10 protein-coding genes are annotated in these 15131 nt (G+C 45.9%); all 10 read right to left on the bottom strand.

Translation table 11 applies throughout. The features are described from left to right. Positions 1-12: 12 nt before the first annotated feature. The 10 genes from LC091_RS10210 to murA all read right to left on the bottom strand — a co-directional run bounded on the left by LC091_RS10210 (position 13) and on the right by murA (position 15109). Positions 13-540: a chromate transporter gene (locus LC091_RS10210; RefSeq protein WP_226682391.1), complete on the bottom strand. Its 528-nt coding sequence runs from the start codon at positions 538-540 to the stop codon at positions 13-15. Beyond that, the gene (locus LC091_RS10205) at positions 540-1103 is read right to left on the bottom strand and encodes a chromate transporter (RefSeq protein ID WP_169291421.1); all 564 of its coding nucleotides are present in this window, start codon (positions 1101-1103) and stop codon (positions 540-542) included. The genes LC091_RS10210 and LC091_RS10205 overlap by 1 nt, the downstream gene beginning before the upstream one ends. Positions 1104-1264: 161 nt before the next feature. Further along, positions 1265-2881 carry a gamma-glutamyltransferase family protein gene (locus tag LC091_RS10200; RefSeq protein ID WP_226681900.1) on the bottom strand — a complete coding sequence of 539 codons (1617 nt, stop codon included), beginning with the start codon at positions 2879-2881 and terminating at the stop codon, positions 1265-1267. Between the two features lie 57 nt (positions 2882-2938). Further along, complete coding sequence (locus LC091_RS10195; protein WP_226681899.1) at positions 2939-3535, bottom strand: transposase; 597 nt, start codon at positions 3533-3535, stop codon at positions 2939-2941. Positions 3536-3736: 201 nt separating this feature from the next. Continuing rightward, the gene (locus LC091_RS10190) at positions 3737-8068 is read right to left on the bottom strand and encodes a phosphodiester glycosidase family protein (RefSeq protein ID WP_226682390.1); all 4332 of its coding nucleotides are present in this window, start codon (positions 8066-8068) and stop codon (positions 3737-3739) included. Positions 8069-8326: 258 nt separating this feature from the next. After that, a complete protein-coding gene (locus LC091_RS10185; RefSeq protein WP_226681898.1) occupies positions 8327-9649 on the bottom strand; it encodes an ABC transporter substrate-binding protein in 1323 nt (440 codons plus the stop codon). A gap of 93 nt (positions 9650-9742) precedes the next feature. After that, complete coding sequence (locus LC091_RS10180; protein ID WP_226681897.1) at positions 9743-10708, bottom strand: GNAT family N-acetyltransferase; 966 nt, start codon at positions 10706-10708, stop codon at positions 9743-9745. Between the two features lie 526 nt (positions 10709-11234). Then, entirely contained in the window at positions 11235-12083 is an 849-nt protein-coding gene (locus tag LC091_RS10175; RefSeq protein WP_226681896.1) for a M23 family metallopeptidase, read from the bottom strand. Positions 12084-12353: 270 nt separating this feature from the next. Then, the gene (gene spoIID, locus LC091_RS10170) at positions 12354-13382 is read right to left on the bottom strand and encodes a stage II sporulation protein D (RefSeq protein ID WP_226681895.1); all 1029 of its coding nucleotides are present in this window, start codon (positions 13380-13382) and stop codon (positions 12354-12356) included. A 422-nt stretch (positions 13383-13804) separates the two neighbouring features. Continuing rightward, positions 13805-15109: a UDP-N-acetylglucosamine 1-carboxyvinyltransferase gene (gene murA, locus LC091_RS10165; RefSeq protein WP_223491480.1), complete on the bottom strand. Its 1305-nt coding sequence runs from the start codon at positions 15107-15109 to the stop codon at positions 13805-13807. Positions 15110-15131 lie beyond the last annotated feature (22 nt).

The raw sequence follows: 15131 nt of genomic DNA, 5'->3' as shown, positions 1-15131 counted from the left end.
CTACCTGCTTTTTCAAAGTAATATTGCTCCGTAAATTAATGCTCCCCCAATGACGTAGGCGGGGTGCACTTTCCATTTTTCAAGAAGTAGGTAGCTTGCGATAATGAGAAACAATGTCTGGATGGTCCCGCTTGCTTGATAGGATTCGGCGAAGAAGCGGTAGGCCATGACTCCGAGTAGTAGCGCGATGGTTGGTCGCACGTAGTTGGACATCCGTTTTACTTTTGGCGAGTCTCGGAATTTGTACAGGAGGCTCATGAGTGCAATCATCAGGATGAGTGATGGTGCGACGGTGGCGAATACACCGACTGCTGCGCCAAGGATTCCTGCTTGTTCGTAGCCAATATAGCCGGCCATTTTGGTTGCGATCGGTCCGGGCAGGGCGTTTCCGAGTGCTAGTACTTCACTGAATTCGGAGACGGATAGCCAGCCGTAGCGGTGGACGACTTCGTTTTCCACCAGCGGAATGGATGCGGGGCCTCCGCCGTACCCCAGGATGCCCGGTATGAAAAAGGCGAGGAAAATCTCCCAATATATCATCATGGTTGGGTCCCTCCTTTTTCAGGTTTTGGTTTGTCTTTTTTCAGAACTGCCGCAGCCAGTAATAGTGCAATGACGATTCCTGGGTGGATCCCGAGAATCTCAATGAATAGGAAACTAGCAAGGATTAGGAAGATGGCGATCGGCCAACCTAGTCCTTTTTGTGATTTTGATAGAAAGTCCCATGTCAGCACCGCAAGTAAGACGCCGACAACTGGCAGGACTGCTTTGGTCATGCCTTGTACCCACGCTTGGTCTTTGAAGCTTGTAAGCGTGGTGAGCAGGACGATCATGAGAATGATGGTCGGGATGGTTGAGGCTAGGATGGCGTTCATCATGCCTGTGTAGCCGCCGACTCTGTACCCGATGTAACCGGCCATTTTGGTGTTGATTGGTCCGGGCAATGTGTTGGCGAGTGCCAGGATGTCAGAGAAATCATCGTCTGAGAGCCATTTGTACTTGCCTACAACCTCTTTATGTACAAGCGGAATGCTGGACGGACCGCCGCCGTAACCGAGCATCCCTACACGGAAGAATGCGATAAATAAGTCCCATTGCTTCATGGTGTGGTGGTTTCCTCCTTTTGAGGAGGGGCTGACTGACTCTACGATGCTTTGGTGCTTTAGTGGAGTGAGGGTCAGACCCCTCTTTAGTTCTTTACTGCTTTAACGGAGAGCGGGTCAGACCCCCCTTTAGTTGTTTATCACTTTACCTCTTTATCCCTCTACCACGATGCGATGCAGCCGTCGGTTCTTGGTTCGGTTCCTCCTGTGAGGGTGCCGGTTTGTGGGTCGCGCCAGATGATTTGGCCGCGGCCGAAGCTGCCTCCGTCGAGGGTGACTTGGATGTTGTGGCCTTTGCGTTGGAGCGCTTGGGCCAGGTGTTGCGGGAAGTGGTGCTCGACGTGTACGGTTTTGCCTTCCATCCACTGCCACCTTGGTGCGTCTAGGGCTGCTTGCGGGTTCAGGTGGAAGTCGACCGTGTTCATGACGACTTGCATGTGACCTTGTGGCTGCATGTAGCCTCCCATGACGCCGAACGGTCCGACTGCTTCGTTATCTTTTGTCAGGAAGCCAGGGATGATGGTGTGGTATGTTTTCTTCCCTGGTGCCAGTGCGTTTTCGTGTTCTGGGTCAAGGGAGAAATCATGTCCCCTGTTTTGCAGACCGATGCCTGTTCCTGGTACAACGACTCCTGATCCGAAGCCCATGTAGTTGCTCTGGATAAAGGATACCATATTCCCTTCTCCATCGGCAGTGGCCAAATAGACGGTTCCTCCTTTTGGTGGAGTTCCTGGCTCTGGAGTAAGGGCTGTGTCGGTGATGAGACCCCTTCTTTCTTTGGCAAAGGAATAGGATAGCAATTCTTCTGCAGTGTGGGTCATGGCTGTTGTGTCTGAAACGTATTTCTTGGCGTCAGCAAATGCGAGTTTCATTGCTTCGATTTGTTTGTGATAGGTTTCGAGACTGTCGCGTTCGGTGAAGGTATCCTCTTTTAGCATATTGAGTGCCATAAGGGCGACAATTCCTTGACCGTTAGGCGGAATCTCCCAGACGTCGTAGCCTCTGTAGTTGACCTTGATCGGCTGCACCCATTCCGGTTGATAGGCTGCTAAATCTTCGTATGTAAGGAAGCCGTTGTGTTGCTTGGAGAAGTCGGCAATCTTGTGGGCTAGTTCGCCGCGGTAGAAAGCTTCTCCGTTTGTTTCACCAATTTGTCTTAAGGTGTCCGCATGGCCATGGGAGGACCAAATTTCGCCGATTTCTGGGGCACGGCCGTCTGGTGCGAAAGTTTCGAACCAGTGTGTGAATTCTTCTGTCGTGCAGAATTTTTTATAGGAGTTGTAGGCTCCCTTCCAGTACTTGCCGAGTGTTGGTGAGATTGGGTAGCCTTTTTCCGCGTAGTCGATGGCAGGTTGCAGCACTTCTGAGAGTGGTAGTTTGCCAAATTTCTTGGATAGCTCTGCCCAGGCGGATGGTGCGCCAGGAACGGTGACTGGGATGAGGCCCATTTTTGGCATCGTGTCGTGGCCTTTTTCTTTTACCGCTTCGATCGAGATGGATTGTGGTGCTGGCCCGCTTGCATTCAGGCCGTGAAGCTCCCCTTTTGTCCAGACGAGGGCGAATGCGTCGCCGCCAATTCCGTTGGATGTTGGTTCCACGACAGTCAGGCAGGCTGCGGTTGCGATAGCCGCATCAATGGCATTGCCTCCTTTTTTCAGAATGTCGAGGCCAGCTTGTGCGGCAAGTGGTTGCGATGTGGCAACCATGCCGTTTTGCGCGAACACAGTGTTGCGCTGGGATGGATATGGGTTGTTGAGATAGTCGAGCTTGAGTGTCATTTGTTGATCCCCCTATTATTTCGTTATGCGAATTATTTCTATTATACGTAATTTTCTTTATTTTTTCAAAATAAGAAATTTTGCTTTGTTGTTGGGGGTGAAATGGATTCGGGTGTTGGGGGTGTTGACGTATTGTGGGTAAGAGCCTTCGTGGTGAGTGGTGGAAAAGTATTTCAGGATGTCGGTTGTGGTGACGAGTGGGTCGTGTTGGTTGTTGTAGAGGTATTGCTTGTAGCTGCTGAATGAGTAGTCTTCGGGGTTGCGGACCATTTGAGCGGCTACCGGGTTCAGGTGGATGTATTTGCTGACGTCGATGAGGTAGTCGATGTCGTGGATGATGCTGGATTTAAACCTGCCTTCTAAAAGGTGGCCGGTGAGTTTGTATTTGCGGTTGATGTACTGGGCATATTTGGTGTTGATTTTTTGCATGATCAGACTGATGTTGGTGGTTTCGGTTTCGATGAGCAGGTGGGTGTGATTGGTCATGAGGCAGTAAGCGTGAAGTTTGAACGGGTATTTGTGTTTGATTTCAAGGAGGATGCGCTTGTAGGTGTGGAAGTCTTTTGGTTCAAAGAAGATGATGCTGCGGCGGTTTCCTCGTGTGGTGACGTGGTACATGGCTCCGTGGAACCAGATTCTTGGCTTTCTTGGCATAGTGGTTGGTGCTCCTTTCGGGGATGAGATTTGGATTTATTAGATTGGTTGTTGGCATGTGCATGTGTGTGGAAATTACGGAGTCTTTGCGTGGAGGATTGGCATGCAATGGGCCAACTTATATAGTATTCGACATGAAGTGCAAAACACCTTTAGGGGTCTGACCCCTAAAGGTGTTTTTTTCTTTTTTTCTTTACATCTTTATTTCTTTTCTATCGTGTGTTCATCGATGGTGCGTCCGTCTCTGGTTTTGGCTGTGATGGTGATGCCGTTTTTGGTGATGGCGATGTTGGAGTAGACTTGGGTTTTTTCTTCGAATATGACGTCCATGTAAGGTTGCGGGACGGCTGCGTAGAATTTGCCGCCTGCAGATCCTGCGATGACGTAGGTGGTGCCTCCGTCTTGTGCTTCTCCATTTTTCATCGGTTGTGTTCTTACGTATGCATGGTCATGTCCGGATATTGCAAGGTCCACGCCGATTTCATCAAATGCTTTCGGGAAAACTTCTTGTACGTTGCTGCTTCCCCCTTGTGGGTTGGAGAAGTATGGAGAGCGGTGGTACATGACAATTTTCCATTTTTTCTCGGTGTCGGCCATGTCTTCTTTCAGCCATTCTGTTTGTCTGATTAATCCTTCTTTATCCGTTTCTGTATTCAGGACCGCGATATGTGCATCACCGTAATCAAAGGAGTAGACAGTCCCTTTAAATTCTTCTGGTCCGTTTTGCGGCATGCGGAAGAATTGTTTAAATGAATCTACGCCGTTTCCGATGTTTTCATGATTTCCCACCGCTGTTACGATTGGTGTGGAAGCAGATAGGGACGGATCTTCCATGGATTTAAAAAATTCGGACCAATGGTTGTAAAGGTTTCCGTCATCAATCAGGTCCCCTACTTGCATCATGAAACTTGCGTCCGGGAAGTCTGCTTTTGCTTTTTTATAAACGTCTGTGAATGGACCAAACCCTGTTTCTGATTGGTTTGGTGATGCCTGGATGTCACCCATAAGGATGAAATTGAAGTCGTCAGAACCTTTCCCAGGTGCAGGTAAGGAAATGGTTGCTGTCTCACTCCAACCTTCTTCTGTCCCATCACCGACTCGATATGCATATAAAGTGCCTGGCTTTAGGCCTTTCGCTGTAACGGAGTGGACCTGCAGCTCGCCTTCATTCATTGGATGGGGATTGCTGTCTCCTTTGATTGTTCTAGGCTTGCTTCCTTCCCAGCCACTCTTTTCAAACTTGGAGTATTCCACCATTTCCAGAACGGATTCTGTGACCAGTGGTGAGGTAGTCCAGTTCACGTTACGTTGATTTTTGTTGCCGTTGAACGTGACGTTTACTTTTTTAGGGGTGATGCCGCCTAAATGTTTTAAAACATTCACTTCTTTTACAAAACTGTATTGTGTCTCTTTTTCAGCTTGAATGTGACGAATACCCGCTTCAGTTGTGAGCATTTCTGTTTGTAGCTTACCATCGTTGTTTGTTTTTCCAAGTGACACTTCTTCTTTCATTTCGGAATCCCATGCTTTTACATCTGCATCTCCAACTGGTTGGCCATCTTGACCTTTAACTTGGATGACAGCCGGGAAGCCTACAGATGCGCGGTCGACAGAAATAGTAAGTGCTGCTTTAAGCGCCTGCTTTACGTTTGGAAGAAACAGTGGAGTGGCCACTTCTTCAATTTTCAATGTAACGGAACCTTCGAGAAAGCTCATCTCTACATTCCCATTTGCATCTTTCGGAATGGAGAACATTATTTTTCCGATTTCCGTGGCGGATGTTGTTAGATTCTTTAATTCTATTAAAATTTCTCCGTTTTCATTTGTTTCTTTTTTTACAATCTGATCTTCTGTGATGGATGGATCTAAGACGATTTCTTTTACAGGAATGTTCGCGGACAGTTTGAGTTTGATCCCACTAATCTCTCCTGTTTGTGTAGCTTGGATGGTGATTGGGTAATCTTTTCCGATTAATGCATTTTCTTCATAGGCAAGCGTAACGCCTGGCTGCCCTGCCTGTTGCTCGTATTGCCAGATTTCTGTTGTTTCATTACCAAAGTTGTCTTGTACGGTGATTTTCACTTGATGTGTACCGTCTAAAAATGGCTTTGCAGGTGAAAATAGTAGTTTCCCTGTTTCCTCTTGGTAGCTTGCGGCCACTTCTACTCCGTCCACGTGCATCCACACTCGCTCAGGATTGATGCCTGTTTGCTCATCGGCAAGAATGGCGCTGATGGTATAATCGGTAGAATCTACCACACTGTCAGGTGCAGGGGTGAATTCTGAAATAATTGGATTCTGTAAGTCATCATTCGTTTCCCCGTAAACTGCCCGGATATTGTCCACATAAATAGTACCAGCATTTTTATTATTATTGTCTGTTTCCATGAGGCGAACTGGCAGGTCCATTTTTAAAGGAAGGACTCTGCCTGGAGGTACTGGCGCTTCAACGTATTTCCAGCCAGTCCAGTCCATATTTCTGGCAAAGTCGAGTGCGATGGCGCTGTTATTTCCGTCCCTTAACTGCGCTCTCAACCAATGTCCTTTTCTATCCCCATACACCCACATTCCGATTGCTTCCGGATAGTCTTCCAGCTCGATTGGTGTTCTAGGATGCGCATAGGCTCCGGATGTTCCGATTGTGCCGGTAAAGTCATAATTTAATTGGAGCGCGTGGTTTCCGAAGCGGACCGGCTCCGGATAGGTTGTCTGTTTAATAGAGATAGAGTTATAGCGCGCGCCGCTGAATGTCCAATGGTCAATCCCATCCTCGAATGTTTCCAGGATAACCGGCAGTTTGCCTACTTGAACGTCCATCGTATCGGAAACATTTTTATAGCTTACTGTGATTTTCCCCTGAGCAGATTCCTCTGTTGCATGGAATACGCCCTGCTCGTCCACATGTCCGATGTTTCCTTCCACTTCCCATGATAGATTGGCAGGATCATGATGAACATGACGACCGCCAGATAGTGCCATCACTTTTAGCTCAGCCGTTTCCCCTCTTTTTACAGTCAGGGCCTGTTGGTTAAAAGTAAGGCTTGAAAGTTCGTCGACGATGGTTACATTTGCTTCACCAAGAGCGCCGCTTGCCGAAGTTCCGATAATTTTACCGCTTGCTGCGGCTGGACCTGCAGTTAGGGTGCCTTCTTCGTTCACTGCTCCTAAAGAAGAATCAGAGACCGTCCAGGCAACCGTTTCGTCGAGATTGACAGGGTTGTAGTTTGCATCCATTCCTTTTGCACCGAAATTGTATGCAGATTCCGCAAGCATCAGGACGGAGCTAGGTTTGATCGCAAGCTGTTCGAGTGAGCCTGTTTCGACAGTCGAGACAACTAGCAAACTATTGGCTACACCGCGTTCGCTTCCGTCAGATGGGACGTTCGCTACCGACAGTTCCTCTTCCCCCTGCTCTCGCGCGACGAATGTGGACGAGCCTCCTCCGTCAAAGTTAAGAGCCTCCACTGCACCTAGTTCAAACATTAAGTCCTGAAGTTCAAATACAGTGATTCCTTCCGAGTAGCCGGGCTGTCTGCCATCCATGATGATGAAAAAGACAGAGCCGTCCGCTTTAATTCCAGCAGCTGTTCTTGGTGCCACAGCTGTTGTGAAGGCATTGGAAACAAGGTTCGTTTTTTGGCCTTCTTTTACAAGTACATATTGACCGCCGATCGCTTCTTTTACCGTCTGCCATTGTTCTGCCACTGCCGTGGTGATTTGAATTTCTTGTCCTGCCTGAAGGTTATTCAGGACAGTAGCCATTGTTCCGTGGCCAGATAGTACGAGCTTGCCCTGAGGTATTTTTTCGTTTCCTACGTTCTTGATTACTTTTTCCACCGTAGCCTTGGCTGTGCCGGGTTGGTGTACGTTTCCTTCAATATTAGAAAGCACCACTTCTGTGCCATGTTCGTTTGTTCTGGTTTCATTTTTTTCTGGTGAGTATAATGCCAGCTGATTCGACTGACGAACATCATTTAGGTGATGGATCTGATGAGTGGCATCACCGATTTGAAGGGTAAAGCTCGGGTTAGGGTAACCGATGATCGCCTGCCCGTCTTCTGTAATCCCGAATGTTTCTCTTGTTGAGGATTTAAGAATGTTTCCGTTGTGAATGAAGTTTCCGATAGGGACGCCGGTGGAAGTGTTAAAAAAGTCTCCATTCACTGCACCTACAACACGGTGGCCGTCTGTTGATGCTGCCTCTGCCTGCTCACGTACAGTCGTCATGGCTGCTACGCTTCCGTTTGGCAGTCCTGCCTGGATGCTGATTGCAGGGTCCGCAAGATTAATGTCCATCAAGAATGCCTCCTGCCTGCCCCGGTCACTGATAAAGGTCATCGTTTCCTTTGCCACACCGGAAGCAATCTGGAGCCTCTCCTGCTCGATTACTTGTCCAAGTGAAAATTCCTGCGACTGTTGTTCTGCCGCAAAGGTTTGTACTGCCGGCTGTTGGATGGTGCCTGTTCCAACCGGTACTAGCATTGTCTGAAGCGCTAACATCCAAATGAATAATGTTAAAAATGGCTTTTTCATCCTACCCACTGTCTTATTCCCCCTATGTAACTTTGTTTTGACAAGATTCTTGCAAACTAGCTAAAATCCGCCATCAACGTTAACACTACTTGTCATTGGTTAACCCGATGTGAACGTTTATTAAAGAAATTGTAAATTGAGGAAAGATAGGTAAATAGTATTACGGCTTGCACCCGCGTGGAAAAAACGCTTGGAGGAGTGTGTGTACTCCAAGCGTTTAGAAATACCTTTAGGGGTCTAACCCCATTTTTTCTTTTTTCACTTAAAAATTTCCTTCCCCTTCTTTTTAAATGTTTCCAACGCTTCTTCCGGCGTGAGTTCTCCGCTAATCAGCCCTTGAAAGGTCGGTGCGAGCACTTCTGATTGGAAGCGATCGTCTTTTGCCGTTGCTTCGGCACTTGCTCCATTTGGAGGCAGGATATGGGAGGTCAAGACCTCTGCTGCCGCTTCATTATAAGATGCCAGAGGTACTTCAAACTTGCCGATTGCGTCTTGATGAACTTGGCCGTAAGCAAGCGCGGATGCTGCCGCTCCAGCTTCTGCACCTGTCAGATGCTCTAGTACTTTTACACTGTTTGCCACATGTTCTTCTTTAGCACCTTTCTGGGTAAACAGCATATACCCCTCAGATCCTCCGAGTGTTACCGGTTTTTCTCCTTCATTATGAGGCGGTGGCAGGAGCACAAAATTCACTTCTTCGCCTTCTATTTTCCCTGCTTTGATTTCCTCATTATGTGCTTCTACTACCGGATCAAAATATGGGATTCCCCGGCCGAAGAATAGCGCCTGATGATTATAGAATAGCTCCATCCGCTTAGCAGGGTCGATGGCAGCTGTTTCTTTCGGCATGATGCCTGTATCTACAAGCTCACGAATGAATTCCATCGTTTCAAGGATTTTTTCATCGTTCCAAGTTGTTCCTTCCTCTGTAAAGCGGTATGGAAGTCCGTTGTTCATCGCAAGGTGCACTAACAATTCTTCGTTCACCCCTTGGAAAACAAGACCGTACGTATCATCTCCAGAGGCATTTTTCCCGACACCTTTGGCAGCAAGCTCACGGAATTCATCCCATGTCCATCCCTCTGTCTGGATCTTTTCGTAATCGATGCCTGCCGCTTCAAGCATCTGCTTATTTCCCCCCCAGACGTGCAGGAACATATAGATTGGCAGTCCATACAGGCCGCCCTCCACTTTCATATACTCTAAGGCAATGTCATTATAATCGTCTGTAGAAACATTTAACTTTCCATCAAGATTTACCGCTAAACCAGAATCCACGTATTTTCCCAGCGGCTTTCCGAAAAAAATATCCGGCGGACTGCCTGAGTTTAAAGCAATATCAAACTTTTGCGGCCCTTCCGCCCAACTCAGCACCTCATATTCTACCTTGATGTTTTCATTTTCTTTTTCAAATGACTCAATTAACTCCTGCAGTTCTGCTTCATACTCAGCATGCACAGGAAACGTCCATACTTTTACCACATCTTTCCCGCCGCCTGATGCCGATTGATCACTCGAACAGCCGACAACGACCGATGCCACTAGCAGCATGATTATCCCGAAAATTATACCCTTTCTCACTTTCCATTCCCCCTTAATCATGATAGAACGTTATTAAGTATCATTTTTACTTCATTTATCTGAAATTAAATTTCAACACAACCAAAAAAAATTTCACTTAGACATTTGAAGATATTGCTTCCACTTTTCAAATCCAAGCTTATTATAAAAGAATTCGAGCGTGGTCCAATCAATCATCCAAACCTCAACTCCGTCTTCTTTCAACTCCTTCATTGCCTGTTTGACAATTTTCAAGCCATGTCCGCTTTTCCTAACCTGAGTAGAAACGCCAAGCGGTCCTATTCCTCCTACGGATTTCCCCTTATATAGCTCACTCCAGTAGACATTGGAGCCAATCACAGCATCTTCCGGACGATTTATCCTGCAGAACCCTCTGACTCTTTCAGCTTGCCAGATCAGTACAAATTGCTTGGCCGTTCCCCCTCGCTCAAACAGACTACGCGCCTCATACTCCCAACGACCTGGAAATGCTTCTTGTAAAAATAGAATGATTGCTGATTCATCCCCGTTTTGCCCTCTTCTGAAGTGAAAATTCTCTGCTTGGGGCACGGATAAGTCGGTTTGGCAATCTTCGACCATTTGAATCATATCAAAGACGACTTCACCAGCTTGATAGCCCTTGTCTTTAAACCAATCGATTGACTCCGTTAATTCAAGCGGAACGCCCGGAAAAAAGTGCTGCACATCTCTTCCAAGATGAATCCTTGCGCACCCTTGCTCTCTGAGACTATCTTCCGCCTCTTTCAGTAATTGACCGCCAATCCCTTTGCCGCGCCATCCTTCTTTTACAAAAAGAAAATTGATCCATCCAACGTCCTCACCCGGATGATACCCAACCGTTTCCCCTGGCCACTTTTTGGCTATCACCGCACCGACCACCTCACCATTCTCGATAGCTGCAAAACTGCTATGTGGACAAAAGCTACGCTCATGGGTCGTGTTTTGTTTAAATAACCTAGTTGGAATTGGCAATATTGATCCCATCGAATGGTTCCACGCTGGTAGAATGACGTCTGTATGCTCTGGTAAAAATGTTACCGTTTTAATTGTTGAATTCACCTTGCAACTTCTCTCCCTTCTAAACTATTTATTTAGTATGCCTACCAAATTCTCCATTTGTTCTTGATTTCCTTTTTCTGTTTTTAAAAAAGGAAATGAATGGGACTAGGGAAAAAGACTAGGAAATGATGGATTATCGTAATTATTGTGACGTTTTACTTATGAAATTTGGCGGTTGGAAAGAAGTATTATCTAGTTTTTGGGTTAGGGGATTTTAAAAACAGGAGTTAAGACATGGGTGGAAAATTTTGAGGGTAGCTGTTTGGAGACAAAAAAATACCGCCAAACGGTACCTGCGTTTGGCGGTTTTGACATTCTCTTGTTTGTGCGCTGTTGTGTTGTTTGTGTATCGGTATTGTTAGTATACCCAGGTTGGCTTGGTTTTATTCCTGTTTAGGGTGGAAGTAGTGAAAAATTTGCATAGAAAAAGAGCAGCTTTCCGGAGTTATGTTTCCCGTTTGTAAGCTGCTCTTTGGCTCAATAGAGTTTATCGTTCTAGCATTTATTTTATAAACAAGACTTTAGATTATGTTAGATAGCTAACGGATTCTTCTTCTTCCTCAGAAGATCCCTCGTCGCCGTCTTTGTCTTCTCCGTCTTCAGGCTTGTCTTCGCCCTCTGCTGGAGTTTCTTCTTTTTCTTGTTCACCAGCTGGCTCGCTTCCTTCTTCAGAAGCTTGTCCTTCTTCCTCTAGTAGGGAAGTGACTGGTTTGTTAAAAAAGCTGCTCGGATTCACTGCTACATTGTCCTTGCGGATTTCAAAATGAACGTGTACTGCGTCTTTGTTCAGTTGGTTTGTGTGTGCTTTGGCGATTGTTTCACCTTGATCTACGAAATCGTTGACTTTGACTTGAACGTCAGTCAATGATTGATAGATTGTTTTTACACCATCCAAATGTTCAATTTCTACGACGTTTCCTAGTAACGGATCATTTTCAACATGCGTTACAGTTCCACTTAAAGAAGCCACTACTTCGAATGCTTCGCCGTCTTTCATTGCAATGTCGATACCTGTATTTGGTTGGTAAATGCCATTGTACTCAATGAAAGCTGCTTCTTGCTCTTCTTTAGATGCGTTTGCATCCCAGAATGGTCTTTGGATGACAGAAGAGTTAACGTCTGTTACCGGCATTACAAAGTTTTCTACCGGGCTGTTTACTTCCATGGAATCTTGATCTCCGTAAGAAATGTTAGTTCCTTGCCCTTCTGGATTTCCTGGATTACCTTCTGATTCATTACCTGTTTGGGATACTAAAACCGCTGTCAAAATGATTGCCGCGCACCCAAGATAGATTGCTGGGAACACCCAACGCTTTTTCATTAAGCGTTGCCAATTTGAATTTTGAGAAGTCCGTTTCTTTTCTTCCTCTCTCATTGTATCATCACCTCAGCAATCATTCTGAACAGATTCACAGAATAATATACATCCGCGGTGAAAATTTTTTTGAAATGCTTATTTTTCTTCAATGGCGGGGGTTTTATGCATGGAGATTGAAAAAAATTTTTGAAAAGGGGTCAGACCCCGGCAGGAGCCGGGGTCTGACGGGTGAACCTTTATTCGACATGAAGAATAAAAATCCTTTGGGGGTCTGACCCCCAAAGGGTTATTTTTTTCATTTTTTATAGTTCTCCCTTACCTCTCACTCTATCTCTTTGCCGTTACCTTGTTAAGGTATTGTTCCGCGCTGACGATTTGGACGTCTTTGTAGTAGTGGGAAATGATTTGGGTGTAATTTTTGCCTTCTAGGGCCATTCCGTTGGCTCCGTATTGGCTCATTCCTACTCCATGCCCAAAGCCTTTGGTGGTGATGACAATGTTGTCTCCTTTACGCTCCCAATTAAAGTCGCTCGAGCGCAGCTTAAGGATGTCACGCACTTCCCTGCCACTCAGTGTCTTCCCATTAATATCTACCGCCTCCACGCGGTTCCCTGTTGTACGTGCAATAATCTTCCCTACCGAGCCGTCACTTCCCAGGGTTACCCCTAGCTTGGATTGAAAATCTTGCACTGGTAAAGTTACTTGGCTTAAGTACTTTTCTGAATCTACGTCCCATGGGCTTTCTACACTTCGTAAATATGGAATTTCATTGGGCCAGTATTCTTCTGAGTTTTCGGTATAGCCATTGCTGGTGGAAAAATAACTCGCATCAATCGGTGCATTATTATAGGTAAGGACGGATCCCGCTGTTTCCGCGACCGCCTGTTTTATTTTTTCCATCTTCCAATTAAAGTCTTCCGCCGCCCAAATTGCTTTTAGTTCTTCTGGGCTTTTATAGACTTGGTGTTGTTCGGTGTCTGTGACATCCGCGCCTTCTGGTGTGCCAAGCTTTTCTTCCGCCATCAGCTGCCTTAAAATATACGTCCTCGCCGCCAGTGCCTGTGCCTTTAGCGCTTCCAGTTCAAAGTCAGCTGGCATTTCTGAAGCGACCACGCCCACAATGTAATCCTCAAGTGGAATCTTTTCAATCATTTCTTGCTTGTGACGATACACCGCTACATCAATCGGAGAATCGATTGGTTCCACTTGGTTTTGGATTTGCTGATTCGGTTGGAGTTCCTCTGCTAATTGGCCGTTTTCCTTATCGACAAACGGCATGACTAATAACGTTGGTACCATTAATACCATGACAAATAGAATAGAAGTGAGTACGATGATTGGTTTCAAGTTTCTCATAGCGCCGAGCCTCCGATAACAATAAAGTAGTAGTTGTTTGTTGATGGCTGTAATGGTTGGATACCTTTACTCTTCATTCTTATGGAAGTGGACAAGCAATTATGACTAAAATATGGGCAGGTTTATCGACTTCGAACAGAAGCCTCAAACCCTAAAAAACTCCTAAAAACTTCTATATTATATAGACATAACCCACAACTATCAGAAAATGATTCAATATCACATCAAAAAAATGGTCTGACAGAAAAAAAGTTGGAATATTAATAAGAAGTGGAAAAAATCCTGTGTTGGGGTCAGACCCCAGCAGGAATTTCGCGCTTCACGTCGAATGCCTGCAAAAAAGTTAGAAAAAGGGTCAGACCCCTAAAGGAGTCTGACCCTCAATGTAGAATATAGATATATGATTGGCTATTTTGGTGTGTTTAGGCTTCTTTGATTTGCTCTAGGATAACTGTTTGTTCTTGTTCCATGGAGCTTACGCGTTCGATGTCTGCGCCTAGTGCTGCTAGTTTGTTGTGGAAGTTTACGTATCCACGATCTAAGTGTTTTAGCTCGGTTACACGAGTGTATCCGTCTGCAATTAATCCTGCTAGGGTTAATGCTGCTGCTGCACGAAGGTCTGTTGCCGCCACTTCTGCACCTTGTAGTTTGGAAGGTCCATTGATAACAACGGAACGTCCTTCGATCTTAATGTCGCCGTTCATACGACGGAACTCTTCAACATGCATGAAGCGATTTTCGAATACTGTTTCGGTAATCATGCTCGTGCCTTCAGCCGCCAATAATAGAGACATCATTTGGGATTGCATATCTGTTGGGAATCCTGGGTGAGGCATTGTTTTAATGTCAATTGATTTCAGTTTTTCAGGTCCGATAACGCGTAATCCGTTTTCGACTTCTTCAAACTTAACGCCCATTTCTTCCATTTTGGCGATTAAAGAGCTGGAATGTTCCGGCACTGCGCCTTCAACAATAACGTCTCCGCCTGTGATTGCAGCTGCTACCATGAAAGTACCTGCTTCAATGCGGTCAGGGATGATGTTGTGTTGGCATCCGTGTAATTCGGAAACACCTTCGATTCTGATGGTACCTGTACCTGCTCCACGAACTTTTGCTCCCATTGAGTTCAAGAAGTTCGCCAAGTCCACGATTTCTGGTTCTTTTGCAACGTTTTCCATGATAGTTGTACCTTCAGCAAGAGTTGCAGCCATCATGATGTTTTCTGTTGCTCCCACGCTTGGGAAATCAAGATATATTTTCGCGCCTTGTAATCTTCCGTCTACTTCGGCATCGATATAACCATTTCCAACTTTCACTTTCGCACCCATTGCTTCGAATCCTTTTAAATGTTGATCGATTGGTCTAGAACCGATGGCACAGCCTCCAGGTAGAGCAATTTGTGCTTTTCCGTTACGTGCAAGCAATGATCCCATTACAAGAACAGATGCGCGCATTTTTCGTACATATTCAAACGGTGCTTCTGTGTGAAGCTCTCTTGTTGCATCGACAATTATACGATTATTTTCAAAATCAACATCGGCATTCAAATAACGCAAAACCTCGTTAATCGTATAAACGTCGGAGAGCTCAGGTACATCTAAGATTTCGCATTTGCCTTTGCTAGCTAATAAAGTTGCGGCGATGACAGGTAGTACTGCGTTTTTTGCTCCCTCTACTTTAACAGTACCCTTTAACCTTTGTCCGCCGCGGACGATGATTTTTTCCAAAACGTTCCCCTCCGCGTCTTTT

This window comes from Sutcliffiella horikoshii (assembly GCF_020524325.1).
In the GTDB taxonomy this organism is placed as follows: Bacteria; Bacillota; Bacilli; order Bacillales; family Bacillaceae_I; genus Sutcliffiella_A; species Sutcliffiella_A horikoshii_D.
This window is presented reverse-complemented; position numbering and strand designations above follow the sequence as displayed.